Genomic DNA, 25,270 nt, shown 5'->3' on the forward strand with positions numbered 1-25,270 from the left:
TACTAAAATTTTCCATTTTAATTTTAAATACAAAATAAAACTAACATACTGGATTGCTAAATGAATATAGAAGCTTACTTATCAAAAATACTTGCAAAAGCTTTTCAAAACCTGGGATACGCTGAGAGTTTTGCTAAAGTTGTCGTTTCAACTCGAGAGGGTGTAGGGCATTTTCAATGTAACGGGGCGATGCCGTTAGCAAAATTTGCAAAAAAACCTCCATTTATTATTGCTCAAAATATTATTGATAGTATTGATGATAAGGATATTTTTGCAAAACTAGAAGTTGCTAAGCCGGGATTTATCAATATAACTTTATCAAGCGATTTTTTAGCAAAGGTTACTAATGAGTTTTTAAACGCAGAGAAATTTGGTGTTAAAAATAATAACAATCCGAAAAAAGTAGTCTTAGACTTTGGAGGTCCAAATGTTGCTAAGCCAATGCATGTTGGACATATACGATCTGCATTATTAGGAGATGCCCTACAAAGGATACATCGTTTTTATGATGATAATGTAGTTTCAGACGTACATTTAGGAGATTGGGGTACTCAGATGGGTATGCTAATTGAGGAAATTAAGTTAGAACTTCCTGATTTAGTTTATTTTGATGAGAGCTTTACCGGAGAATATCCTCAAAAATCGCCTGTTACAGTTAAAGAATTGGCGGAAATTTATCCGAGAGCTTCAAAAAGATGTAAATCAGATATCACTGATATGGAAAAAGCTAGACAAGCTACTTTTGAATTACAGCAAGGGCGTCGAGGCTATATAGCGCTATGGCAGCATTTTGTTAGAATCTCTGTAGAGGCTATCAAGAAGGATTATGATAGTTTGGGTGTGAGCTTTGACTTATGGCTAGGTGAGAGTGATGCTAATAGGTTCGTTGATGAAATGATTACTCACTTTAAAGCAGAGAATTTTATTTATGAGGATGAAGGTGCCTGGGTTATAGATACAAATAAAGAAGGTATTTCGCCTCTTATAGTTGTTAAAAGTGACGGAGCAGTTATGTATGGTACGACAGACTTAGCGACTTTATGGCAACGTAATAAAGATCTTGATCCGGATGAGGTTATCTATGTTGTAGATAAAAGACAATCTTTACATTTTAAGCAAGTATTTAGTGTTGCTGAGAGAACAGGGGTAGTGAGTGATAGGTGTGGGCTTAAACATATAGCTTTTGGCACAATGAATGGTAAGGATGGTAGGCCGTTTAAAACACGAGAAGGTGGGGTTATGCACTTATCAGATTTAATTTCTCAAGCACAACAATGTGCTAGAGATAAAATGCTTGAGGAAAAAAATGTGCATGTAATAAATCAGATAGCTATAGCTACAATTAAGTTTGGTGATTTGGTTAATAATTACTCAAATGACTATATCTTTGATCTAGAAAAAATTGCTCAATATGAAGGTAAAACAGGTCCTTATCTTTTGTATACGACTGTGAGAGCTAAGTCAATTCTTAGAAAAATATTCGGAGATGATTATTGTTTAGAATATTTAATTAAAGACTATAAAATAGCTTCTACACAAAACGAGCATGAAGAAAAATTACAACTTCAACTCTTACAGTTTCCAATAGCTGTTGCTAGAGCTTATGAAAATTCTCAACCGCATCATATTTGTGAATATGCTTATTCCTTAGCAAATAGTTTTAATAAGTTCTATGTGAATTGTCCTATTACAAGCCTTGGTGATGGGACTGTTAAAGAAACTCGAGTAGCTTTATGTTTAGCAGCTGTAAAAGCAATGGCTATAGCTCTTGGCCTATTAGGTATTTCAATTCCTGAAAGGATGTAATCGTAGTTATATAATTTTATTACTTTATATATTTTGTAATTACTTAATATAGTTTAAATTATTCCTCGTTAAGAAAAAGCTTATAAATTAAGTAAGATAATAAATTTAATTAGTGAAAAAATAAGCAGAGGTTTGTGATAGTACGGCAATTACTAATACAGCTACTGCAAAAAGCTGATCATACCCTCCTATTTGGGTCACTTAGGTGTTAAGACTCTAGTTCTAGAAAAATATGATGAGCCTATGTACTCCGCTCGAGCTCAGCTGCTTAACTCAAGAACAATGGAGCTAATGTTACGCTGGGATACATGTGATGCTCTTAGAAAAATATCTCTAACCTTATATGGTGCTCAGGTTTAAATGGAGATGTTTATTCTTCAGTAGAAATGCATGATTATCATAAGAATAACTCTCCTGAGGAGATTATTCATATTCCATTATGGGTGACTGAAAGAGTTTTAAGATCAAGATTAAGTAAATTAAGCTTGGTTGAAATATTGAAAAACACGATGGTTGCTGAAGTTAATAATCAAAGTAATGATCTTATACAAATAAAAGCTAAAAACCGCAAAACTAATCAAACAGAAAAGTTTTATGCTAAGTATGTGGTTGGTTGTGATGGTGCAAATAGTGTTGTGCGTAATGCCTTAGGTATAAATTTTAGTAAACTAGCTTCTGGAAGACGTATGACTAATATACTCTTTGAAGCTCCTGATTTATTTAGCAAAACTAAAATTGATAAAGCTATGGTATGTTTTACTATAAATAACCAGCACTCTGGAGTTGTAGGTACGGTTGATCCAAATAATAACCTTTGGTATACACTTTTTTATGATGAAAGTGATACTAAAAATATCGAGGATTTAGATATTGATTCAATAATCAATAAAATGGTAGGGTTTGAGTTTAATAAGAAAATAGTTAGTGCTACTTACTGGGATATGCAAGTTAAGCTAGCAGACGAGTATTCAAAAAATAATAAGATATTCCTTGTAGGAGAGAGTGCACATTCTTTTGCTCCAACAGGAGAATTAGGTCTAAATACTGCCTTTGGAGATGCGTCAAACTTAGCTTGGAAGCTAGCTCATGTAATCAAAGGCAAACTGATCTACACCGTCAATTTGGAACAGTTTACTACTTCATTTTCCATTATATATTCAAATTGATATGGAGTCATATAATTTATTGTAGAATGTCTCCTTTTTGTATTATAGTAAGCTTCAATATATTCAAATATTGATAGTTTAGCTTCTTCTCTAGTTTTATAGCTTTCATCATGTACTAACTCTACTTTTAAAGTTCCAAAGAAACTTTCACAAGCAGTATTATCGTAACAGCATCCTTTAGAGCTCATACTTGATAGTAGCCAGTGTTCTTTAATAATGTCTTGATATTGTTTGCTACAGTACTGTGACCATTTATCAGAGTGTATAATCACACCACTAGGAAAATTTCTTCTAAATAATGCCATATTTAAAGCATTACAAACTAAATCCGCTTTCATCCTAGAATCCATTGCCCAACCAATAACTGATCTTGAGAATAAATCTATAATCACACAAAGATACAGCCACCCCTCTTGTGTAGGTACATAAGTTATATCTGTAACCCACCTATGATTTACAGATAAAGCAGTGAAGTTTTGTTCTAATAAATTATCAGAAACATATTTGTTGTGGTTAGAATCTGTAGTTTTCTTATGCTTACGAGCCGCTTTAGCATGTAAGCCAAGTAATTTCATACGTTTAGATACTCTAGGTTGAGTAACTTTCCAACCCATATCTTTAAGCTCTTTGTATATCCTAACACTTCCATATCTAGATTTATGTTCATTAAAATAGCATCATCTAGTTCAGCATCATTATATTGCCTTTTACCTATAGGTTTATGAATCCATCTGTAATATGAAGATGTGCTCACATTCAAAGATTTACATAGTGTTGTTACTGGCATAACTTTATAATGCTCCTTAATAAAGGCGTACCTTACAGATTTTGCTTTGCAAAGTACGCTGCTGACTTTTTTAGTATTTCACGCTCTGTTTCTGCCTGTTTGAGTTTTTTCTTCAAATCAGTATTTTCAAAAGATAGTTGCTGGTACTGCGTTTTATAATCTATCTTTATTTCTTTCTGAGGGTTTGACATGGCTTTGGATATCCAACTGCAAATGGTTTTATATTTAACCCCTAAATTATCTGCTATTTATCGTCTATTTGCATCTGGTTGTAAACATAATTTAACAGCTTCATCTTTAAACTCTTTTGTATATCTCATCTTGTCTCCTTTTCTTAACACCTAAGTGTCCCAAATAGGAGGGTATGATCAAACTACCGGAATCTGTACTTAGTACCTATGAGCAGGAAAGACGACCTATAGCCTATATAAACTTAACTAAAGCTGAAGAGAATGCTAAAGCTTTGATAGATCTTAGCTTAGAGCTATCATCTGAGGAATATCCTCAAGCATATGCTAAGTTATCAAGAAAACATGCTCTTTCAGCAGGTATAGGTATGGGTTATGCTTATTTTGATTCATCGTTAGTAAGTTGCATAATGGTCAGTCTACAGAGCCTATGGAGCAGTCAAAATATGATCCTAAAGATTTACCTGGATATTTCTTACCTAATTTAACGTTAAATGGAAAGTCTATATATAGGACTCTTTCTGCGACTGACTAGACATTAATTGTTTCAGGAGATAAGTATGATATAGATTTAAGCAGTGTTAATGTACTAGAGCTTCCTGAAGATAGTTACTCAAGTACTTATATTTTAATTAGACCTGGCTGGCATATATCTTATGCAAGTAATGAGCTTGATCTAGAGATTATAAACTCTCTTGTTAGCTCTGGCAAATAATAAAAAATTAGCTTAAGTTTAATAAGATAGTTTTTACATCATAAGGATTTTCATTATGAATGAAAATAATTCATTAGCGTCTTTGTTGTTTATCCCTGGTAATAGAACTGAGCGTTTTGACAAAGTTAAAGATACAACAAATGCTAGTGGTATAGTTATTGACTTAGAGCATACTATTGCAGACATTGATCAAAAGAATAAAGCTAAGACTAGCTCCATCGAATATCTAAAAAAAGCTTCTAAAGCGAAAGGAGATTTTAAATATTGTCTTCGAATTAATAGTTTAAATACTGTACATGGTTGAAGAGATATACTTTCGCTTTTAGAAGCAGGCGTTGTTCCTGATATTTTAGTTTTACCAATGATTGAGTCAGCAAATACATTGCACCAACTTGATAGTTTATTTGAAGACAAGGCACCTTTATTATATAGAGTCTACAGAAAGTTTTAGAAATATACATCAGATAGCTGATTCAAGTAATAATCTTGTAGGATTAGCTCTAGGAGGGGGAGATCTTGTTTCGGAGTTAGGGGTAGCTAAGAATGCTAATCTTATAGCCTTAGATGTCCCCTTTAACGATATAAGAGTGTCAAAGTAATAAGTTATTTAGAGAAGAAGTGAGAAAGGTTAAATCATTGGGCTTTGATGGTAAGCTTTGTATACATCCTAGACAGGTAGGTGTTGTACAGGAGGTTTTCAAAACATCAGAAAAAAAAGAGTCAGCTATTGATTTTGGTAGTTCAGATTTCGAACTCTAGAGATTTTGTCGATTTTACTTAATTTTAGCTAATATTCTATGATAATTTTTAAAACGAGTTGGATCTATATTGCCTTGATTTAGTTGTCTAACTATTTCACACCCTTTTGGACTTTCTTCATGAGAACAGTTTCTAAATTGGCACATGCCTTTATATTTTTTGAAATCTAAAAAGCCATCAAAGAGTTCTTCTCTAGATATATGCCATAATCCAAACTCTCTGATCCCTGGAGAATCAATAATATTAGTATTATCTTTAATATCGTATAAAGTAGAACAAGTAGTTGTATGACGGCCTTTTTTGGTTGAATTAGAAACAGCTGTGGTTTCTGTGATTTTCTTTCCAAGTATGGTATTTAATGTTTCAGATTTGCCAACACCAGATTGCCCTAAAAATATTGAAGTGTTGCCTTCAAGAGTTTCTAAAAGCTTGTTAATTCCAATATTGTTTTTTGCTGAGATATAAAAAACTTTATAACCAATATTTTTATATACATTAACTAAATTCTCTATAAACTCTTTATCTTTAGGCGTTTGACTATCTATCTTATTTACTACTATTATTGGCTCAATATCACTATTATGCAAGGCTACTAAATATCTATCTATATAATGCTCAACAGGAGCAGGAGAATGAGTAATAATAATCACGGCGTAATCAATATTGGCAGCAACATTTTTATTTTTACGTTGGTATTGGTTAGGGCGAGATATTAGATTTTTTCTTTCTAATAAATTTGTAATTACGTAGGTTGAATTCATGTACTCAAGTTCAACATTATCACCAACTGTTAATTCGCCTTTGAAACTACCGCGATATAAAGCTGAGATTTTCTCGTTATTAGTTAGCTTAACTAAAATGTTGCCACCAAAATTCGTTATGATTTTTCCTTGCAAAGAATATAGGTAAAATTATTTATTATTAAAATTTATTATAAGCTTTATTAATTAAATTGTTAACAATAATTCTCAAGTTATTTGAATAAGATTAAGTTCTTTGCTACTATCAAAAAAGTCTTTTGGACTTTGTAATTGATATCTAAGGAGATAAAATGAAAAAAACAAAAATCTTGATTTTAATGGCTTTAGTTGCTCTAGGTACATCAGTATCGTATGCAGCGGAGAATACAAAAGTAAATACAAAAGACAATCTTTCGCCAGAAGGGTACTGGGTACAATTTGATGAAGATCCTGATGCAGGACGCGGTATGCCAGAGGGTATTATTCATACTTATTTTGCTAAAAATAGCAAATATGGTAAGAAAGGAACTCTACAAATGGAGATAGTTGTTCCGTTAATGTCTCTTAATTCTGCAGGTAAACCAGCTAAACCAAAAGCTACTTGTAATGATTGTTCAAATGGTTCTTATAATGGTTTTAATTACAAAGGTAAGAATGCTCCTTTACAAGATTTTGTGTTTGCAGGCAATATGCAAGAGCAAAAAGGTAGAGCTCAACCACCTGTTAAAGGGCCTATGTATAAGAATGGTGGCGTTATAAACCCTAATGATGGTAAGATCTATGCTGCATCAGCACAAGTTCAAGACAATGGTAAAACCATGTATTCTAAAGCTGCGTATATTGTATGGGGTAAAGAGTTAGGAAGTAAAGCTGCTCACTGGAAGAGAATTTTAAAAGCAGATTATGAAAAAGTTAAAGCAGACTGTGGTGTGGATGCTAATGGAGCATATATTAATCAAGATAATAAAGTAATTGGCGAGTGTATTGATTATCCAGTGTCTCAATTTAGAGTTAAAAGTCCTGTCTAATTAATTGTATAATTACATTTTTTCTTTATACTTTCTCTTAATGTTATTTTCTAAATTAAATATTTATAGTGCTAAAAAGAACCATACTAATATTTTCATTTATCTGCTTTGCTAGCTGCTATGCTGATGAGAAAAAGCTTTTAGCTGATGGCTATTGGCTACAAAAAAATAGATCAACAAAGACTAATGTTTCAGTTATTCATGCATATAATAATAATCAAGGAAACTTAAACGCTGAAATTTATGTTCCGTTATCAAATGTTGATTATGGTAAGATTCATACCCCAATCATTTATTGTAAAGAGTGTGGTAAAGGCAATGCATATGGTAACAAATATGATTACTCTAGTGGAAAAGATAAATATCAGGGGTTGGAGTTTGTTTGGAATATGAAGAAGAAAGGTTCTAATAAAAATAATAGTAAAGGACCTTTATACATGAATGGGGCAGTATTAAACCCTCATGATGGTAAATACTATCATGTGAAAGCTCGAACTATAAGATATGGTAAAAAAATATACGTTAGAGCATTTTGGGGACCTTTTGGGAAGACTGAGTATTGGGAGAGAATCTCAAAAATAGAAGCTAAAAAAATAAGAGAGCTATGTGGTTTAACTAAAAATAATGTTTATCCTTATGAGGATAAGAGTGGAAAAGTAGTAAACCAAAAGCTTTTTGAAGTGTGCTCAACTAGAGATTTTATAAAAAATCCCTTATGAAATAAGGTGTGAAAATGAGTAATTATCGCCAAATAAAAATATTGCCAGAGAGTTTAGCAAACCAAATAGCGGCTGGAGAAGTTATTGAGAGACCATCTTCAGTAATTAAAGAACTAGTTGAGAATTCTATAGATGCTGGAGCTACTGAAATAACTATTGAAATCCAAGAAGGCGGTAAGTCTCTAATTAGAATTAGAGATAATGGTAAAGGAATTACTCAAGAAGATTTAAAGTTAGCTTTAGCGCCACATGCAACAAGTAAAGTTTATACTCTTGAGGAGTTAGAATCTGTAGCAAGTATGGGATTTCGTGGTGAAGCTCTAGCAAGTATTGCCTCTGTTTCAAAGCTGAAAATCATATCAAAACACCAAGATTTAGATGATGCTTGGCAAATTAATAATCAAATTAGAGAAGTTACCCCGGCAGCTCATGTTACAGGAACGACTATCGAAGTCAGTGAATTATTTTATAATACGCCGGCTCGACGTAAATTCTTAAAGAAAGATAATACTGAGTTTTTACATATTTCTGATTTACTTAAGAAATATATGCTTTGCTATTTTGGCATAGCTTTTAGGATCATCCATAACGGCAAAGAAATTAAAGATTTACTTTTAGCAGAAGATGCTCAACTTAAATATAATCGTGTCTTAGATTTATATAGTCGTGATTTTATTGAAAATGCTATTTATATAGATAAAGAAGTTGGTGATGCTCATCTATGGGGGTGGGTTGCTAGCCCAAGGTTTAATAGAGCTAGAGCAGATATGCAAAGCTTTTATATTAATGGGCGTATTATCAAGGATAAAATTGTCTCTCATGCGATCAAAAATGCTTACAAAGATGTAATGTATGGTAATAGATATCCAGCATTTTTACTTTATCTTGACATGGATTATAAAGAGGTTGATGTTAATGTTCATCCGGCTAAGAGTGAAGTACGTTTTAGAAACCAAAAGTTTATTTATGATTTTCTTTTTGGTACTGTAAACAAAGCTATAACTACAAGTGCTGATGTTGAGGTAGATAGTCCTCGAGAAGATATTTACGAGAATGAAAATGGTAGTGTAAATAATCCTCTTAATATTGGTAATATGAGCTTGGATATTAGTGTTGAAGATGAGCAAGAGGAATCTGAATCAAATACTAGTTTACTTGATAAATATCTAAATAATCAAAATACTCAAGAAAATGAAATACATATATCACAAAAGCCAAAATATAATGGTTTGGGTCAGGCTATTTGTCAGATCCATGGTATATATATTCTCGCGCAAGTAGATGATGGTGTGGTACTTGTAGATATGCATGCAGCTCACGAGAGGATACTTTATGAAGAAATGAAAAAAACTTGGCATGCAGATACTGACAAGTTTAAGCAGAATTTATTAGTTCCTCTGACTTGTCAGCTATCAAGTAGTATAGTTGCAACTATTGATGAAAATATCGATGTCTTCGAAAAGTTAGGGTTTGAAATATCTGTTGTAGCTGATGATGCTGTACTTGTCAGAGTAGTACCAATCTATGTAAAAAATAAAGATATTCAAGAGTTAATATCAAATGTAGCTACAGAGCTAGTGTCTTCAAGCAAGACAAAAAGCGTAGAGTTTTATCTAAATCATATCTTAGCCACAGTATCTTGTCATGCAGCTGTGCGAGCAAATGATAAGTTAAGTATCCCTGAGATGAATCATCTATTAAGACAAATGGAAACTGTGGAAAATTCGGGACAGTGTAACCATGGGCGACCAACCTGGGTGAAATTGAGTTTTGCACAGTTGGATAGTTTCTTTTTAAGGGGACGTTAGAAGGTTTATAACGGTATTTTAGCTATAATTATTATATGAAGGTAAAATGAAGTGACTTTAGAAAGAAAAATAGCAAAGATATTTAATCTAACAGATGATAACTGGATGAAACATGCTAATCCTTGGAGTGTTTGGACGAGATATTCTGTACTTCCTTTAATTGTATTAGCATTTTGGAGTCGTATTTGGATAGATTGGTGGTGCGTTATCCCAGGTATTATTTCTTTAGTATGGATGTTTTTAAATCCAGTATTTTTTAGTAAGCCTCGTTCAACAAAAAATTGGGCCTCTAAGTCTGTACTAGGAGAAAGAGCTTATTTAAATAGAGATCGCATCGGGATACTAGCTATTCATAAAACTCCCTTATATAGTATTCTTAATATAATTTCCTCTATTGGTATGATACTAGCAATTTGGGCTATTATTTACTATTCTATTTGGGTAGCTATTTTTGGAACAGCATTAGCTTATATAGGCAAAAGTTGGTATTTAGGATTAAACTGTCTCTGTTATTCAATACCACTTTATAAAATATTTTTATTCCTTGCTTTTATGCAGCATCTAAAATACCAGAATATACTTCATCATGAGTCATATATCCAATACTAGAATGTAGTCTTTCATTGTTGTAAATATCAATATATTCTTTGATACCTACTTTAGCCTCTTTCATAGTTATATATGATGCCGGATAAACATTTTCATATTTCAGTGTTCTCCAAAATCTCTCAATTGCAATATTATCTATAGATCTTCCTTTAGCATCCATAGATATATTTATTTTATTATCAGATAATATTTTAATATGCTCTTTTGCTGTATATTGAGTTCCTTGATCAGAGTTAAAGATATCAGGTTTACCATATTTAAATAACGCTTCTTTTAACACACTAGTTGTTAGATGTGTATCCATAGTATTAGAAATCTTCCAAGCTAGTATTTTCTTGCTATGCCAATCTATTATGGCTGCTAAATATGCATACCCACATTCTAGTCTAATATACGTGATATCAGCACTCCATACCTTATTAGCTTTATCTATAACAACCTGATTCGTCTCATTTTTAAATACATTAAGTAAGTATGGATATTTCTTGTGTTGCTTATTAATGACAGTTGTCTTTTTTTTAGGATACAATGCCTTAATACCCATTAATTCCATAGCACTTTTGATTAGCTTCCTTCCAACTAGAAATCCTAATCTATTTAGCAACTTTACTAGACTTCTCGTACCATAATATGGATGTTTAGTATGTATCAAATCTATTGCATTTAATAGTTTAATATCATCATTACTACTAAATTTTGATATTGGTGTATAATAGTACACACTCTTAAATACAGATAATAGTTTAAGCTGATTATTTAAAGATAATTCTAGCTTAGTATCTACAGAGTTTACTCTATCATTTGATGATACCAAGCTTTTTAGCTTTCCCATTAAAAAATCCCTCTCTACTATTACCTCGACTAGTTTTTTACTTGTTGCATCTTTATCTTTTCTAAGCTCATCTATTTCCTGCTTATACTCCTTAACAACAGAGCTTTTATCAAATGCTAAGCAAGCATTAGATAAAAATTGCTGCTTCCAATTATGCACGTTTTTAGGAAGTAAATCATACTTACTTGCTATCTCATTAACTGTCATATCGCCTTCTAGCAATTCTATAATTACTTTAGCTTTAAAATCAGCTGTATACGTTACTCTTTTTTTACTCATTTATCTATTTCCTAATTTATCTAGTTAACTTTAACATCTAGGAATAAAAATCTTTCTAAAATCAGTATCTTTTTCTGGGGACATTATAGAGATTTGGAATAGCCTACCACGCTTCCCTTCAGTAGCTCAAATTATTGTGTACATGCGGTAGTGACTCAGAATGATCAGAATGCTGGTTTTGATTGCAATAGTAGGTATCATTTGGATAATGGTTAAATTGGCTTAGAATCCGGTGCTACTGTCAAGAATACTAAAACAATTGCATATCAATTAAACATAATTCCTAATTCTGGATATTTTGTTTCGTTTGGGTAGAAAGATCGTCTTACATACAGAGCAATGGCCATTATTATATGAATTTTGGAGGAGAAAGAACTTTAATTGGTCAGTAGAATGTCTTCAAGATTAATTTATGGTAATTTACACTAGCGTATTGTTAACTAAATTCTCAAAATTTTTGTTGAATTTTATGGGGTATTATATTACATAAGCTTTAATAGTATTTTTTTATAGCAAATATGTAATTATAATAAGCACACATTTATTTAAAATTAAAGTATATAAATATGAGTAACTCAAAAAAGAATGATTTTATTAAGCAATTTCATAATCTTGTTGATAATGGTGAAGATGTTTTTAGAGCTGTTAAAGTAATTAAGTCACAAACAAAAGATTTTTTTATATTAAAATATATAAGTGCTTATCAGGCAGCTAGAGACTAGCTTAATTATTCTGTAATAAATATATTTCAACTTTTTGAATCTAAAATATTAGAGTTATACTATTACAATCCTCAAAAAATGTTCTGTATTCCTTCACTCTATCTTTTTGATTATAGATATTTGGACCTAGTATTATTTTGTATCCATTTTCTCTAGTTTATTTAACATTTTATGATAATCTTTAGCGGTAATAAAAGCACCAAAGTGAGCAGATGAAATAGCAATATTGTCATCCCTAAGAGCTTTAACTATTTTGATAATATTTCATCAAAGCAACTATAGAACCTTATTTTAAGTTATATTCGGTGATTAATGATAAATGTGAAATAACGGCTTTTAAATAGAAGGTAGAGTATGTGTGGAACACCTAATCCAAGGTCTAACAGGCAAACTTGTAGGGGATAAAAGTTATATCAGAAAAATCCTTTCAGCATTGTTATTCGTAAGAGATTTAAAGCTTATTATAAGAATTAGAAAAAATATGAAAGCTAAGCTTATGATATTACAAGATAAACTTTTGCTGAGGAAAAAATACTATTAAAACTGTGAATAATTAATTTAAAAACATATCTCAAACAGAGTACGCTCGGCACAGATCAGAATATGCTTCTTTCGTTAATATTCTTTGTGGGCCTATAGCTTAGCCTAAAATACTTTCTTTGGATCTGCTTGAGAATGAGATGCATAATTCAGAAAAATTAACATAATAATTATGCCAAACTTAGGTTTTTTTAGATAAACCTCTGTACTTTAATACTATTTTGAAGTCTAAAGATTTACTATCCTTAAGATAGTTTATTTGATTAACCATACTAAAATTTTTTACTTAACAATTTCATCTAAACAAACTTATTTAATTTTTAATTATATTCTAGACTAATTTAGTATACTATTACAAATATACGGTTCTTTATAATTTAGATAGTTGAGGTCATATAAAATGGGTAAATTCAAACGTTATATCCCTATCTTACTTTTAATACTAGGTTTAGTTATATTTGTTTCTTTAGGTGGGCAGAAATATTTATCTTTAGCAGCAGTAAAGCAACATTATCAAGATTTGGTCAATTGGACACATTCATATTTTTGGCTTAGTTCATTAGTATTTATTATTATTTATATTATAGTAGTAGCCTTCTCGATACCTGGAGCAACTATTATGACTTTGCTAGGAGGTTTCTTATTTGGTTTGTTACCTGGTTTTATCTGGGTAATTTTAGGTGCTACTATTGGTGCATGTTTATTATTCTTAGCTGTAAAAACAGCTTTTGGTGAAACATTAAAAGCTAAAGCAAAAGGTAATATTGAGAAATTACGTAAAGGCTTTAAAGATAATGCTTTTAGCTATTTGTTAACACTTCGTCTAATACCATTATTTCCGTTTTTTGCTATAAATATAGCTTGTGGAGCCATTGGCATAAGCTTATCGACGTTTTTTTGGGCAACTTTATTAGGTATTATACCTGGCTCATTAATCTATACTTGGGTTGGTACGGGACTAGGTTTTGTGTTAAGTCAAGGTAAAGATTTAGATATGGGTATTATTTTTGCACCGCAGTTTATCTTACCTATAATTGCCCTGGCTATATTGTCACTTGTTCCCGTTATATACAAAAAGATTAAAGGAGCTAGAGTATGAAGCAAATAAAAACAGACATTTGTGTAATTGGTGGTGGTTCTGGTGGTCTATCTGTTGCTGCTGGTGCAGTGCAAATGGGAGCAAGAGTCGTTCTCTGTGAGGGTGGAAAGATGGGTGGTGATTGTTTAAACTATGGCTGTGTTCCATCTAAAGCTATGATCGAAGCTTCACGAATTATACATAATTGTCACAAAGCTAAAGAATTTGGGATTGATATTAAAAACTTTGCAACTGACTATAAAAAAGTACAAGAACATGTTGCCAATGTAATAGCCAAGATAGAGCCTCATGACTCAGTTGAGAGATTTGAGTCTTTGGGTGTTGATGTTATCCAAGATTATGCACATATTGTAGATAAAAAAACTGTCCAGGCTGGTGATATACAAATCAAAGCTAAATATATAGTTTTAGCAACTGGCTCACGAGCAAAAATATTTCCAATAGAGGGTTTAGCAGATGTTGATTATCTGACAAATGAGACAATTTTTAGTTTAGATAAACAGCCTGAGCATTTACTTGTCATGGGTGGCGGGCCAATTGGAGTTGAATTAGCTCAGGCACACGCTTTGTTAGGTTCTAAGGTAACAATTCTTGAGGCAGAGCCTACTATATTAGGTCCTGTTGATAGTGATTGTAGGCAAATACTACTAGATGAGTTTGAAAAACTTGGTATAAATGTAGTAACAAATACTAAAGTAACAAAAGTCTCAAAACAAGATACTCAAATACAATTAGAAACTAGTGGTGGTGTTTATAGTGGTTCTCATCTATTAGTAGCTACTGGAAGACAACCAAATATAGAAAAGCTTAATTTAGAAAAAGTAGGCATTAAACACTCTGCAAGAGGAGTAAATGTTGATACTAGATTGCGTACTAACTATAAGAATATATATGCAATTGGTGATTTGGCTAGTCAGTATCAGTTTACTCATACAGCTGGTTATCATGCTGGAATTGTTATTCAGAATATTCTATTTAAATTACCAGCTAAAGTTAACTATTCAAGTTTTCCGTGGGCTATATATACAACCCCAGAAGTGGCTCATGCTGGAATGCCTATTAAGCAAGCAGAGCAAGAGGGCGCTACTATATTAACATTGCCATATGATAGTAATGATAGAGCACAGGCAAATCTTTCTACAAATGGCGTAGTTAAAATAGCTGTTAATAAAAAAGGTTATATTTTAGGAGCTAGCATAGTAGGAGAGCAAGCTGGTGAGCTTATTACTCAATGGACATTAGCTATTAAAAATAAACTAAAAATTAAACAAATGGCTTCACATATTGTGCCATACCCAACTCTTAGTGAATTAAATAAGCGTGTTGCTGGTTCGTATTTTACGCCATCTCTATATAGTGAAAAGGTTAAAAGAATAGTTAGTTTTTTACTAAAGTTCTAGTTGGGAGTATTATGTTAGAGCAAAGCGTCAGGCCTTGGTTTCAAAAGTATTTTATAAATGCAGTGGCAGCTGCATTATCTGCTTTAAATATAAAACCAAATATTTTAACAATATTGTCTCTTATAACAGGTTTTATAAGCGCTATACTAGTGCTGTTGACACCATGGTTAGCAGTGGTATTTCTTTTAATATCTGGTTATTTAGATGTCTTAGATGGTAGTGTTGCAAGGTTACAAAAATCCAACTCATCATTTGGTACGATGCTTGATATTTTATCTGATCGTTTTGTTGAATCATTAATCATTATTGCTGTTTTTGTTTTCCAGCCAGAAATTGCTTGGGTTGGATTAGTTATGATGATGTCTATAATTGTTTGTGTAAGTAGTTTTCTACTTGTAGGAATATTTAGTCAACAGCAATCATCAAAGAGTTTTTATTATTCACCAGGATTAATGGAAAGAGCAGAAACTTTTATATTTTTTATTGTTATGATTTTGTTACCATCAACAGTACTATGGTTAGGTATCTTATTTACTATTTTAGTGTTATGGACAACTTTTTATAGAGTTTATGAGTTTTATAATCAAATAAAGGTTTAAGATGAAAAAATTAAATATATCCAAATATATTCTGTTATTTTTTATGACTGCATCTTTGTATGGAGCACCAAGTGCACAGCTTTGGAGTTATTGGAATAAATCAAATCCATCATCAACAGCAAAAATAGATTTTAAACCTTGGCAAGATTTTTTAGATAAATATGTTGTGCAAAAGGGAAATCAAACATTTGTTAACTATGCTGAGGCATCTAAAAACGATAAGCAGAAGTTAAATGAGATAATAAGCAATTATTCTAAAATAGATATTTTAAATTATAATAAAAATCAGCAGCTAGCATATTGGATAAATATGTACAATATGTTGACTATAAAGACTATTTTGCAATATTATCCAGTAAAATCAATTACCAATATTGATAAAGGTTGGTTTGGTTTTTCTAAAGTTTGGGATCAAAAAATTGTCAATATTAATAATAAAGAACTAACTTTAAATGACATAGAGCATCGAATTATTCGTCCGATATGGCATGACCCAAGAGTTCATTCTGCTGTTAATTGCGCTTCTATAAGTTGTCCTAATTTATCTAAAACTGCTTATCAAGGAGATCAGATAAACAAGCAATTAAATAAGTCATTTACTACCTGGATAAATAGTTCTAAAGGTTTTAAATTAAAAGATAATAATATTTATATATCAAAAATATTTGATTGGTATGGTAGTGATTTTGGTGATCAAATACAAATGCGTCAGTTTATAGCTAAATATTTAGCTAGCAAAGTTAAAAAAGAGGCAATATTAGATAAAAATAAAGTAATTAATTATCAAAACTATAACTGGAATTTAAATCAGTTACCTAGCTAGCATATAAGAAAATCTTATGGAAAATAATAACCTACCAATATCAAATTATTATACGGCGGGTAAAAAGGTTGGTTTTTTTGCTCTAACAGCAACTTTAGTGATGACTGAATTAAATACTTCAACTCTTATTGGGTTTTCTAGTCTAGGCTATAATTATGGTTTTTCGGCAATTTCACTTGGGCTAGTATTTTTATTTGGTTTATTTTTTTATGCAATTACAGTAGCAAAGAAATGGAAAAGTTTGATGCTATAAGTATTACACAATATTTTAGCTATCGCTATAATAAAGCTTTTGGAACTTTTGCGGCGATATGTTTATGGGTTGCAATGTTAGGGTTTGGATCAAACTTTATACATTAATAACTGTTTGCTTAGAAGTTATATTTCCAGATTATTCCAAAGCATTAATTACTTTTATCTCTTGTTTAGTTATGTTTATTGCTACTGTTAATTCTGGACTTAAGTCAATTATCCAGATTGATAAAGTAAGCTTTATTTTATCTTCGCTATTATTTATATTCTTTGGGATTTATTTTTATAAGTATCATCAACAAGGTATTCAGATTAATATTAAAAGTCATACTAGTTTGCCAATTTTATTTACTTTATCATTAGTTATATTGACTTGTTTTACTTATATTCTCTCTCCATGGTATGGACAAAATATTTTTTCTGCAAAATCACCGAAGGTAGCTTTTTATTCAATGCTTGTGACAGCAATATTAGTTAGTTTATTTTATGTGATAGCTATTTTTATTACAGCTTCTTTTTCTAAACAATTAGCTTTGAATAATCCAGATTTGGCTTTAGCTAGTATTGTAGCGAGAAAATTACCATTAGTTATATAAATCTACTTTTATATTGTAATATTCTTGATTGCCACAACAACTATAGCAGCTCTATGGAATACTATGGCATCAGTAATTTTTGCTCATAGTAGTTATACCAAAACTGCTAGCTCAAATAAAGTTTTAGTTTTCTGTATTGCTATTTTAAGCTATCTAATAGCAACATTTTTTATTGATCACATTCTTGATAAGATGCTACTTTTTAATATATCTATAGCAGCATTATCTTTTAGTTTAGTATATGGCTTTTATGGTAAAAGTAAAAATTTTATAGGGGCTATATTGTATAATGTCCCCAGAAAAAGCTACTGATTTTAGAAAGATTTTTATTCCTAGATGTTAAAGTTAACTAGATAAATTAGGAAATAGATAAATGAGTAAAAAAAGAGTAACGTATACAGCTGATTTTAAAGCTAAAGTAATTATAGAATTGCTAGAAGGCGATATGACAGTTAATGAGATAGCAAGTAAGTATGATTTACTTCCTAAAAACGTGCATAATTGGAAGCAGCAATTTTTATCTAATGCTTGCTTAGCATTTGATAAAAGCTCTGTTGTTAAGGAGTATAAGCAGGAAATAGATGAGCTTAGAAAAGATAAAGATGCAACAAGTAAAAAACTAGTCGAGGTAATAGTAGAGAGGGATTTTTTAATGGGAAAGCTAAAAAGCTTGGTATCATCAAATAATAGAGTAAACTCTGTAGATACTAAGCTAGAATTATCTTTAAATAATCAGCTTAAACTATTATCTGTATCTAAGAGTGTTACTATTATACACCAATATCAAAATTTAGTAGTAATGATGATATTAAACTATTAAATGCAATAGATTTGATACATACTAAACATCCATATTATGGTACGAGAAGTCTAGTAAAGTTGCTAAATAGATTAGGATTTCTAGTTGGAAGGAAGCTAATCAAAAGTGCTATGGAATTAATGGGTATTAAGGCATTGTATCCTAAAAAAAAGACAACTGTCATTAATAAGCAACACAAGAAATATCCATACTTACTTAATGTATTTAAAAATGAGACGAATCAGGTTGTTATAGATAAAGCTAATAAGGTATGGAGTGCTGATATCACGTATATTAGACTAGAATGTGGGTATGCATATTTAGTAGCCATAATAGATTGGCATAGCAAGAAAACACTAGCTTGGAAGATTTCTAATACTATGGATACACATCTAACAACTAGTGTGTTAAAAGAAGCGTTATTTAAATATGGTAAACCTGATATCTTGAACTCTGATCAAGGAACTCAATATACAGCAAAAGAGCATATTAAAATATTATCTGATAATAAAATAAATATATCTATGGATGCTAAAGGAAGATCTATAGATAATATTGCAATTGAGAGATTTTGGAGAACACTGAAATATGAAAATGTTTATCCGGCATCATATATAACTATGAAAGAGGCTAAAGTAGGTATCAAAGAATATATTGATATTTACAACAATGAAAGACTACATTCTAGTATTGGATATATGACTCATGATGAAGTATATTCTGGTATTTTAGATGCTGCATAAAAGCAAGGAATAAAAATATTTTATAAAGTGGTATTGAATAACAGGGACAGTTTACTTTGAAAGCAGCAAGAAGCTCAGACCCTACAAAAATTGATGAAAAATATTTAGAGTTATCAAGAATTGGTCAAGAGACTTCATTTGTTAATGGTGGTTTTCAAAGTTGGATAAATTCTCCTGTAAAAGGAATAATAGTCGGAGAAGATGATTCTATTATTATATTGAAATTAGAGAATGAGGATGTAGGCACGACACATGTTTATTTTCCAAAGCTTAATTATTAACTGACCTTAGCTAGTTAATGTCCAAAATTAGATATTTATTGATTTGGTAGAAAAATTTAATTAAGTAATCTCTTTATGTTATGATACGAAAATTAAATAATTTATCTCATCTATATTATGAAAAAATTACTTCAGAAGATACTTATTATTGCTATAGCAATTATGTTGTGTTCCTGTGATGGAATGGCTTATCAATTAGCAGAGTCATGAGGTTACTCAGATAATACTGCCTATATTGATGGCGGTAATGATGGTGAAGGCGATTATCATCATCATCATCATGAAGGTGAATGGGAGTGTATTAACGTCGGAACTGAAAAAAAATGTGGTTATCACTGTGCCTCAGATGGTGGTTTAATAGGAGCATGTGCACCTAAAAGAGATATGCAATGTATAGCAAAATTTGGTGCTGGTGCCACATGTGGTTATGGTTGCGTATCTAATAATTTCCAAGTTAAATGCGCTTCTTATAGAAAGGATTCTTGCCACGTTGATAACTACAATAAAATAATTTGTGGCCGTCATTGCGTTAAAGATAATTTTGGCAATTACAACTGTCAAGAATAACTAAGCTAATACTTTCATAGTGAAAAGCATGCTTATAATACTGTGATTATATACACAAACATGCTGTTATCATTCTAAAGTTTATAAATTATTAGATGTCTCTAAAACAAAGAATTATTTCAGAAATATATAATGATCAAATAAGTAATCTTTATAAGAAAAAGATTATAGGAGATAAGGCTACCAAGTCGCCTAAAAGTATTAAAGATCTGGCTATAAGCATCAAGAATAGCTAAATTTACTTAAGAATATTCAAGAGGATTTTCATAAGAAAATCAAAACTATCTTTTAGTTTACACTCTCAAAAATATTTATATGTAGTATAGAAGGGAATATGAAATTAAAGAGCCCCACGAGCTGCTTTTTTACGATCAGATTCGGTTAGATGTTTTTTTCTTAATCTAATAGATACTGGTGTAATTTCAACTAATTCATCATCTTCGATAAATTCCAGAGCATATTCAAGAGTAAGCTTGATTGGTGTTACTAGTGTAAGAGCTTCATCTTTACCAGAAGCACGAACATTAGTTAGCTGCTTACCTTTACATGGATTTACAGCTAGATCATTATCTCTATTATGAATACCAATAATCATACCTTCATAGACATCTGTACCATGATTAATAAACATTTTACCTCTTTCTTGAAGATTCCAAAGAGCAAAAGCTACTGCTTTACCAGATAGCATAGAAACTAGTGTACCGTTCTGACGAGTTTCTAAAGTCTGTTTTTTCATAGGACCATAGTGGTCAAAGACTTTGTTTAAAATACCTGAACCTGAGGTAATTGTTAAAAACTCCGTATAAAAGCCAATTAAGCCACGTGATGGTATTATAAACTCAAGTTTTACACGACCTTTTCCATCTGGTTCCATATTTTTAAGTTCACCTTGGCGTAGTCCCATGCGTTCCATTACAGTGCCTTGGTGCTCTTCTTCAATATCGATGATAGCTTGCTCATATGGTTCATGTCTTTCACCATTAACATCTTTAAATATTACATGAGGTCTAGATACAGCAATCTCAAAATTTTCTCTACGCATATTTTCAAGTAAAATTGAAAGATGAAGTTCGCCACGACCAGAGACCTTAAACTTATCAGCATCTTCAAGTTGTTCAACTTTTAGAGCTACATTTGTAAGTAATTCTTTATCTAAACGATCTTTGATTTGGCGTGAAGTTACATATTTACCTTCCTTACCTGCAAATGGAGAGTTATTAACCTGAAAGGTCATACTAATAGTTGGTTCATCTACAGAAAGCTCAGGTAATGCTTCTACTTTATTAGGGCTACATAGAGTGTCTGATATATTCAAACCTTCCATACCAGTAATACAAACTATATCACCAGCTTGTGCTTCTGGTACTTCAACTCTTTCTAGACCCATATAACCTAATATTTGTAAAATCCTGCCATTACGGGTTTTACCATCTTTCCCAATCAAAGTAATAGGAGTATTCGTTTTAACTTTACCTCTTTGGATACGGCCAATTCCAATAGTGCCTGTAAAGCTAGAATAATCCAAAGAAGATATTTGCATCTGAAAAGGGCCGTCTTCATCTACATCAGGATGTTCAACACTGTCTACGATAGCTTGGAAAAGATCAGTCATATCTTCTTTTTTTTCACTAAGCTCATTTGTAGCCCAGCCATTAATAGCAGAAGCATAAATAATAGGAAAATCTAACTGCTCATCTGTTGCGCCTAATCTATCAAAAAGATCAAAAACTTGATCAACAACCCAATCAGGACGAGCACCATCTCTATCAATTTTATTAATAACTACGATAGGTTTTAGACCTTGGGCAAAAGCTTTTTCTGTTACAAATCTTGTTTGCGGCATAGGGCCATCAACTGCATCAACTAATAATAATACAGAGTCAACCATAGATAACACACGCTCAACCTCACCACCAAAATCAGCATGTCCTGGAGTATCTACGATATTAATTCTATAGTTATTCCATTTAAGAGCAGTATTTTTTGCAAGGATTGTAATACCTCTTTCTTTCTCAATATCATTTGAATCCATGACTCTTTCAACTTCTGGGCCACGAGTATTTAGAGTGCCAGACTGTTGTAATAATTTATCGACTAAAGTAGTTTTACCATGGTCAACGTGTGCGATAATCGCAATATTTCTTAAATTTTCAATCATTAAATTTTGCCTATTTTTATAAAATCACAATAATTATAGACTAATAATGAGCAAAAGTACCTAAAAAAGCTTACTTGATTATAGTTGTTTTAAAAATACATTTTGATTTTATTAAGGTTTTATTTATCGAAGACAGCAAATTTTACTTGCTGAAATACTATAAAGTTAACATTTATATGTTGGATAATAAAAAATATCTAACTCAAGTGATGAATAAATCAGCAAATCTAAACAACTCGGTAGAATCCAACTAATTAAAGCAACTAGCGCTTAATATTTAGAAATTTTTTATATCTATTAATCATAGTGATATTTCCTGAAGTACCACCACAGTGAATATATATGATTGGTTTTGGCAGATTATTATAGTTTGCTAGAAGTACACGCCAAGCTATTGGATCATAAAGTAAATCAAACTCTATAGCAGTTTGTTGTAGAAGCTTCTTATAAATATTATAGTTTTCTATATCTAGTTGACCAAAGTTTTTTTGAAATTGGGATTCTAAAACTTGAGGATGATTTAGAGTTTTGTCAATATAATTAAATTGCTGTTTTAAATATTGTGAGCTACCAACACAAGGTATTGTAAAAATTTTTTGCTTTAAATATTTTTCTAAATAGATAGCTGTTGTTCCAGTTCCTGATGCAACTACCACACTATAATCTTCGATTTTGTTTTCTTCACAATATTTTTTAATTTCTAAAGCACAACTAGCTATACCTTCTTCAGCAGAAGGATTTTTACCTCCTTGATCAAAGAAGTAAAAATCTTTAGCATTTTGATATTTGCTTTTTATATTTTTAAGCTTTAACTCTTCATTGCTTTCAAAGAGCTGCATGCCATTTTCTAATGCAAATTTTAAGTTACCATTTTTATTTTGTTTAAGAAATTTTGGTAAAGGTTTTACCCAGTAATGAAAAGCCCAATTTTTAATTTTAGCTAGTTGTGATAGTGCCAGCATAAAATTAGATTGATTGCCACCAAAAGAAATAATAGTCTTAATTTGTTCGTAGTTACCTGGATTGCTTAAAATGTAAGCAAGTTTTCTAGCTTTATTACCTGAAAAAATATGATGATTTAGGTCATCCCTCATTACTATAAAGTTTTTATTTTCAAAAGAAATCTTTTGAAACAAAGATGATGACATCTCAATTATTCTTCTAGAAGCTCAAACTCATCTTTACCAACACCGCAGTCAGGACATTCCCAATCATCAGTAACATCTTCCCATTTAGTACCTGGTTCAATATCATCTTCTGGCCATCCTTCAGCTTCATCATAAATTAATCCACAAACGATACAAATATATTTTCTATATTCCATAATTTTACCAAGAGAGTTAAATATAAAAGTTGAGCTATTTTATCATTATAAAAGTGTGATATCTAGCCTAGAGATAAGGAGTTTTTTTAATACTATATTTTTGAATCATTAACACCAATTTTACGAGATTTATTTGAAAAATAAACAATATTTTGATCAATAAATAGATCAACTATTCTTCTAGGAATATCTTTATCTAAATATCTTTGAATTAATCGATAAAAAGCTTCGTTGTTTGTCTCATTAAAATGTTTTTTAAAGGATCTATTAACCACACTGTCATGGCAAGTTATAAATTTTTTAATACGTATTTTAGGATCTGTATTACTTGTACCTGTATCACATCGTGTTGGAGCAGTAGTGGCTATATTAAATCCCTTGCGAGTATAGTAAGAAGTAATCCTTTTGAATATTCGATCATTACTAAATATAGTAATACTAAGGTAAGTGCGAAAATCTCGATATCTTTCTACGTATAATGTCCCCAGAAAAAGCTACTGATTTTAGAAAGATTTTTATTCCTAGATGTTTATCTTAACTAGATAAATTAGGAAATAGATAAATGAGTAAAAAAAGAGTAACGTATACAGCTGATTTTAAAGCTAAAGTAATTATAGAATTGCTAGAAGGCGATATGACAGTTAATGAGATAGCAAGTAAGTATGATTTACTTCCTAAAAACGTGCACAATTGGAAGCAGCAATTTTTATCTAATGCTTGCTTAGCATTTGATAAAAGCTCTATTGTTAAGGAGTATAAGCAGGAAATAGATGAGCTTAGAAAAGATAAAGATGCAACAAGTAAAAAACTAGTCGAGGTAATAGTAGAGAGGGATTTTTTAATGGGAAAGCTAAAAAGCTTGGTATCATCAAATGATAGAGTAAACTCTGTAGATACTAAGCTAGAATTATCTTTAAATAATCAGCTTAAACTATTATCTGTATCTAAGAGTGTGTACTATTATACACCAATATCAAAATTTAGTAGTAATGATGATATTAAACTATTAAATGCAATAGATTTGATACATACTAAACATCCATATTATGGTACGAGAAGTCTAGTAAAGTTGCTAAATAGATTAGGATTTCTAGTTGGAAGGAAGCTAATCAAAAGTGCTATGGAATTCATGGGTATTAAGGCATTGTATCCTAAAAAAAAGACAACTGTCATTAATAAGCAACACAAGAAATATCCATACTTACTTAATGTATTTAAAAATGAGACGAATCAGGTTGTTATAGATAAAGCTAATAAGGTATGGAGTGCTGATATCACGTATATTAGACTAGAATGTGGGTATGTGCATATTTAGTAGCCATAATAGATTGGCATAGCAAGAAAACACTAGCTTGGAAGATTTCTAATACTATGGATACACATCTAACAACTAGTGTGTTAAAAGAAGCGTTATTTAAATATGGTAAACCTGATATCTTTAACTCTGATCAAGGAACTCAATATACAGCAAAAGAGCATATTAAAATATTATCTGATAATAAAATAAATAAATCTATGGATGCTAAAGGAAGATCTATAGATAATATTGCAATTGAGAGATTTTGGAGAACACTGAAATATGAAAATGTTTATCCGGCATCATATATAACTATGAAAGAGGCTAAAGTAGGTATCAAAGAATATATTGATATTTACAACAATGAAAGACTACATTCTAGTATTGGATATATGACTCATGATGAAGTATATTCTGGTATTTTAGATGCTGCATAAAAGCAAGGAATAAAAATATTTTATAAAGTGGTATTGAATAACAGGGACAGTTTAAACTCTATCAAAACTATTTTCAGAAATACGAGAAAAGTTATTATAATTTTCCGAATCGATTATTGCCAATTTAAGATATTCCATGACTTTACCATTTATGTATCTCTACATTAATTTTATCCTAAAAGTTATGTAAATTCTGA

General features: G+C 31.0%; 33 protein-coding genes and 1 pseudogene. 25 read left to right on the top strand and 9 right to left on the bottom strand.

The window, feature by feature from the left end:
- Nucleotides 1-60 precede the first annotated feature (60 nt).
- The 3 genes from argS to CDV26_RS04280 all read left to right on the top strand — a co-directional run bounded on the left by argS (nt 61) and on the right by CDV26_RS04280 (nt 2,972).
- Nucleotides 61-1,806, top strand: coding sequence for an arginine--tRNA ligase (gene argS, locus CDV26_RS04275; RefSeq protein WP_088772237.1), 1,746 nt, complete (start codon nt 61-63; stop codon nt 1,804-1,806).
- Between the two features lie 192 nt (nt 1,807-1,998).
- Nucleotides 1,999-2,166, top strand: coding sequence for an FAD-dependent monooxygenase (locus tag CDV26_RS13525; RefSeq protein WP_157671450.1), 168 nt, complete (start codon nt 1,999-2,001; stop codon nt 2,164-2,166).
- A 26-nt stretch (nt 2,167-2,192) separates the two neighbouring features.
- The gene (locus CDV26_RS04280; RefSeq protein WP_088772238.1) at nt 2,193-2,972 is read left to right on the top strand and encodes an FAD-dependent monooxygenase; all 780 of its coding nucleotides are present in this window, start codon (nt 2,193-2,195) and stop codon (nt 2,970-2,972) included.
- On the opposite strand, the gene CDV26_RS04285 is transcribed toward CDV26_RS04280, so the two are convergent.
- Genes CDV26_RS04285 through CDV26_RS12000 form a run of 3 tightly spaced genes read right to left on the bottom strand, consistent with a single transcriptional unit; the run spans nt 2,915 to nt 3,950 of the window.
- On the bottom strand, nt 2,915-3,586 hold the full coding sequence (locus tag CDV26_RS04285) for an IS3 family transposase (protein WP_088772239.1): 672 nt from the start codon (nt 3,584-3,586) through the stop codon (nt 2,915-2,917). The two genes, CDV26_RS04280 and CDV26_RS04285, sit on opposite strands and share 58 nt — an antisense overlap.
- Nucleotides 3,544-3,759, bottom strand: coding sequence for a hypothetical protein (locus CDV26_RS11995; RefSeq protein ID WP_088771820.1), 216 nt, complete (start codon nt 3,757-3,759; stop codon nt 3,544-3,546). The genes CDV26_RS04285 and CDV26_RS11995 overlap by 43 nt, the downstream gene beginning before the upstream one ends.
- Nucleotides 3,760-3,791: 32 nt before the next feature.
- Nucleotides 3,792-3,950: a hypothetical protein gene (locus CDV26_RS12000; protein ID WP_157671347.1), complete on the bottom strand. Its 159-nt coding sequence runs from the start codon at nt 3,948-3,950 to the stop codon at nt 3,792-3,794.
- A gap of 173 nt (nt 3,951-4,123) precedes the next feature.
- Here CDV26_RS12000 and CDV26_RS04290 point away from each other — a divergent pair, with 173 nt between their 5' ends.
- The 3 genes from CDV26_RS04290 (at nt 4,124) to CDV26_RS04300 (ending at nt 5,261) form a co-directional block, all read left to right on the top strand.
- Nucleotides 4,124-4,435 carry a hypothetical protein gene (locus CDV26_RS04290; RefSeq protein WP_088772240.1) on the top strand — a complete coding sequence of 104 codons (312 nt, stop codon included), beginning with the start codon at nt 4,124-4,126 and terminating at the stop codon, nt 4,433-4,435.
- A 282-nt stretch (nt 4,436-4,717) separates the two neighbouring features.
- The gene (locus tag CDV26_RS04295; RefSeq protein ID WP_088772241.1) at nt 4,718-4,966 is read left to right on the top strand and encodes an aldolase/citrate lyase family protein; all 249 of its coding nucleotides are present in this window, start codon (nt 4,718-4,720) and stop codon (nt 4,964-4,966) included.
- 100 nt (nt 4,967-5,066) lie between these two features.
- A complete protein-coding gene (locus tag CDV26_RS04300) occupies nt 5,067-5,261 on the top strand; it encodes an aldolase/citrate lyase family protein (RefSeq protein ID WP_088772242.1) in 195 nt (64 codons plus the stop codon).
- 174 nt (nt 5,262-5,435) lie between these two features.
- On the opposite strand, the gene rsgA is transcribed toward CDV26_RS04300, so the two are convergent.
- Complete coding sequence (gene rsgA / locus CDV26_RS04305) at nt 5,436-6,317, bottom strand: ribosome small subunit-dependent GTPase A (RefSeq protein WP_088772243.1); 882 nt, start codon at nt 6,315-6,317, stop codon at nt 5,436-5,438.
- A gap of 155 nt (nt 6,318-6,472) precedes the next feature.
- On the opposite strand from rsgA, the gene CDV26_RS04310 reads away from it, so the two are divergent.
- The 4 genes from CDV26_RS04310 to CDV26_RS04325 all read left to right on the top strand — a co-directional run bounded on the left by CDV26_RS04310 (nt 6,473) and on the right by CDV26_RS04325 (nt 10,325).
- On the top strand, nt 6,473-7,189 hold the full coding sequence (locus CDV26_RS04310) for a DUF2147 domain-containing protein (RefSeq protein WP_088772244.1): 717 nt from the start codon (nt 6,473-6,475) through the stop codon (nt 7,187-7,189).
- Nucleotides 7,190-7,272: 83 nt separating this feature from the next.
- Nucleotides 7,273-7,908 (top strand): DUF2147 domain-containing protein, encoded by a 636-nt coding sequence (locus CDV26_RS04315; RefSeq protein WP_420809895.1) that lies wholly within the window; start codon nt 7,273-7,275, stop codon nt 7,906-7,908.
- A gap of 14 nt (nt 7,909-7,922) precedes the next feature.
- Nucleotides 7,923-9,716 carry a DNA mismatch repair endonuclease MutL gene (gene mutL, locus CDV26_RS04320; protein WP_088772246.1) on the top strand — a complete coding sequence of 598 codons (1,794 nt, stop codon included), beginning with the start codon at nt 7,923-7,925 and terminating at the stop codon, nt 9,714-9,716.
- Between the two features lie 51 nt (nt 9,717-9,767).
- Entirely contained in the window at nt 9,768-10,325 is a 558-nt protein-coding gene (locus CDV26_RS04325; protein ID WP_211276382.1) for a DUF6653 family protein, read from the top strand.
- Here CDV26_RS04325 and CDV26_RS04330 read toward each other — a convergent pair.
- Nucleotides 10,267-11,436, bottom strand: a complete 1,170-nt coding sequence (locus CDV26_RS04330) for an IS3 family transposase (protein WP_088772247.1) — start codon at nt 11,434-11,436, stop codon at nt 10,267-10,269. The genes CDV26_RS04325 and CDV26_RS04330 overlap by 59 nt on opposite strands.
- Nucleotides 11,437-12,002: 566 nt before the next feature.
- Here CDV26_RS04330 and CDV26_RS12005 point away from each other — a divergent pair.
- The 13 genes from CDV26_RS12005 to CDV26_RS12010 all read left to right on the top strand — a co-directional run bounded on the left by CDV26_RS12005 (nt 12,003) and on the right by CDV26_RS12010 (nt 19,857).
- Nucleotides 12,003-12,158, top strand: a complete 156-nt coding sequence (locus CDV26_RS12005) for a hypothetical protein (protein WP_157671452.1) — start codon at nt 12,003-12,005, stop codon at nt 12,156-12,158.
- Nucleotides 12,159-12,516: 358 nt separating this feature from the next.
- Entirely contained in the window at nt 12,517-12,699 is a 183-nt protein-coding gene (locus CDV26_RS13945) for a transposase (RefSeq protein ID WP_157671454.1), read from the top strand.
- A 399-nt stretch (nt 12,700-13,098) separates the two neighbouring features.
- Entirely contained in the window at nt 13,099-13,797 is a 699-nt protein-coding gene (locus tag CDV26_RS04340; RefSeq protein ID WP_088772249.1) for a TVP38/TMEM64 family protein, read from the top strand.
- Nucleotides 13,794-15,197 carry a dihydrolipoyl dehydrogenase family protein gene (locus tag CDV26_RS04345; RefSeq protein WP_088772250.1) on the top strand — a complete coding sequence of 468 codons (1,404 nt, stop codon included), beginning with the start codon at nt 13,794-13,796 and terminating at the stop codon, nt 15,195-15,197. Before CDV26_RS04340 ends, CDV26_RS04345 begins: the two co-directional genes overlap by 4 nt.
- Before the next feature lie 11 nt (nt 15,198-15,208).
- Nucleotides 15,209-15,796: a CDP-alcohol phosphatidyltransferase family protein gene (locus tag CDV26_RS04350; protein ID WP_088772251.1), complete on the top strand. Its 588-nt coding sequence runs from the start codon at nt 15,209-15,211 to the stop codon at nt 15,794-15,796.
- A gap of 1 nt (nt 15,797) precedes the next feature.
- Nucleotides 15,798-16,619: a DUF547 domain-containing protein gene (locus CDV26_RS04355; protein WP_088772252.1), complete on the top strand. Its 822-nt coding sequence runs from the start codon at nt 15,798-15,800 to the stop codon at nt 16,617-16,619.
- A 16-nt stretch (nt 16,620-16,635) separates the two neighbouring features.
- Nucleotides 16,636-16,872 carry a sodium:solute symporter family transporter gene (locus tag CDV26_RS12915; RefSeq protein WP_245806500.1) on the top strand — a complete coding sequence of 79 codons (237 nt, stop codon included), beginning with the start codon at nt 16,636-16,638 and terminating at the stop codon, nt 16,870-16,872.
- A gap of 64 nt (nt 16,873-16,936) precedes the next feature.
- Nucleotides 16,937-17,467, top strand: a complete 531-nt coding sequence (locus tag CDV26_RS12920; RefSeq protein ID WP_245806501.1) for an SLC5/6 family protein — start codon at nt 16,937-16,939, stop codon at nt 17,465-17,467.
- Nucleotides 17,468-17,530: 63 nt separating this feature from the next.
- A complete protein-coding gene (locus CDV26_RS12925; RefSeq protein ID WP_245806502.1) occupies nt 17,531-17,779 on the top strand; it encodes a hypothetical protein in 249 nt (82 codons plus the stop codon).
- 61 nt (nt 17,780-17,840) lie between these two features.
- Complete coding sequence (locus CDV26_RS12930; RefSeq protein WP_245806503.1) at nt 17,841-18,287, top strand: transposase; 447 nt, start codon at nt 17,841-17,843, stop codon at nt 18,285-18,287.
- Entirely contained in the window at nt 18,275-19,009 is a 735-nt protein-coding gene (locus tag CDV26_RS12935; protein WP_338029167.1) for an IS3 family transposase, read from the top strand. Before CDV26_RS12930 ends, CDV26_RS12935 begins: the two co-directional genes overlap by 13 nt.
- Nucleotides 19,010-19,065: 56 nt before the next feature.
- Nucleotides 19,066-19,290, top strand: a complete 225-nt coding sequence (locus tag CDV26_RS04370; RefSeq protein ID WP_088772253.1) for a hypothetical protein — start codon at nt 19,066-19,068, stop codon at nt 19,288-19,290.
- A gap of 384 nt (nt 19,291-19,674) precedes the next feature.
- Entirely contained in the window at nt 19,675-19,857 is a 183-nt protein-coding gene (locus tag CDV26_RS12010; RefSeq protein WP_157671456.1) for a hypothetical protein, read from the top strand.
- A gap of 340 nt (nt 19,858-20,197) precedes the next feature.
- Here CDV26_RS12010 and typA read toward each other — a convergent pair whose 3' ends face one another.
- The 4 genes and pseudogenes from typA to CDV26_RS04390 all read right to left on the bottom strand — a co-directional run.
- On the bottom strand, nt 20,198-22,015 hold the full coding sequence (gene typA, locus CDV26_RS04375) for a translational GTPase TypA (protein ID WP_088772254.1): 1,818 nt from the start codon (nt 22,013-22,015) through the stop codon (nt 20,198-20,200).
- 263 nt (nt 22,016-22,278) lie between these two features.
- Nucleotides 22,279-23,163 carry a 1-aminocyclopropane-1-carboxylate deaminase gene (locus tag CDV26_RS04380; RefSeq protein ID WP_169709713.1) on the bottom strand — a complete coding sequence of 295 codons (885 nt, stop codon included), beginning with the start codon at nt 23,161-23,163 and terminating at the stop codon, nt 22,279-22,281.
- 5 nt (nt 23,164-23,168) lie between these two features.
- Entirely contained in the window at nt 23,169-23,339 is a 171-nt protein-coding gene (locus tag CDV26_RS04385) for a rubredoxin (protein WP_088772255.1), read from the bottom strand.
- Between the two features lie 92 nt (nt 23,340-23,431).
- Nucleotides 23,432-23,815: pseudogene (locus tag CDV26_RS04390) on the bottom strand (hypothetical protein); the annotation flags it as partial.
- Between the two features lie 86 nt (nt 23,816-23,901).
- Here CDV26_RS04390 and CDV26_RS12940 point away from each other — a divergent pair.
- Together CDV26_RS12940 and CDV26_RS12945 are read left to right on the top strand one after the other, a co-directional pair.
- The gene (locus CDV26_RS12940) at nt 23,902-24,654 is read left to right on the top strand and encodes a transposase (RefSeq protein WP_245806504.1); all 753 of its coding nucleotides are present in this window, start codon (nt 23,902-23,904) and stop codon (nt 24,652-24,654) included.
- The gene (locus tag CDV26_RS12945; RefSeq protein ID WP_245806505.1) at nt 24,633-25,073 is read left to right on the top strand and encodes a DDE-type integrase/transposase/recombinase; all 441 of its coding nucleotides are present in this window, start codon (nt 24,633-24,635) and stop codon (nt 25,071-25,073) included. Before CDV26_RS12940 ends, CDV26_RS12945 begins: the two co-directional genes overlap by 22 nt.
- The last annotated feature ends 197 nt before the right edge of the window (nt 25,074-25,270 follow it).

This window comes from Francisella halioticida (assembly GCF_002211785.1).
GTDB classification, from domain to species: domain Bacteria; phylum Pseudomonadota; class Gammaproteobacteria; order Francisellales; family Francisellaceae; genus Francisella; species Francisella halioticida.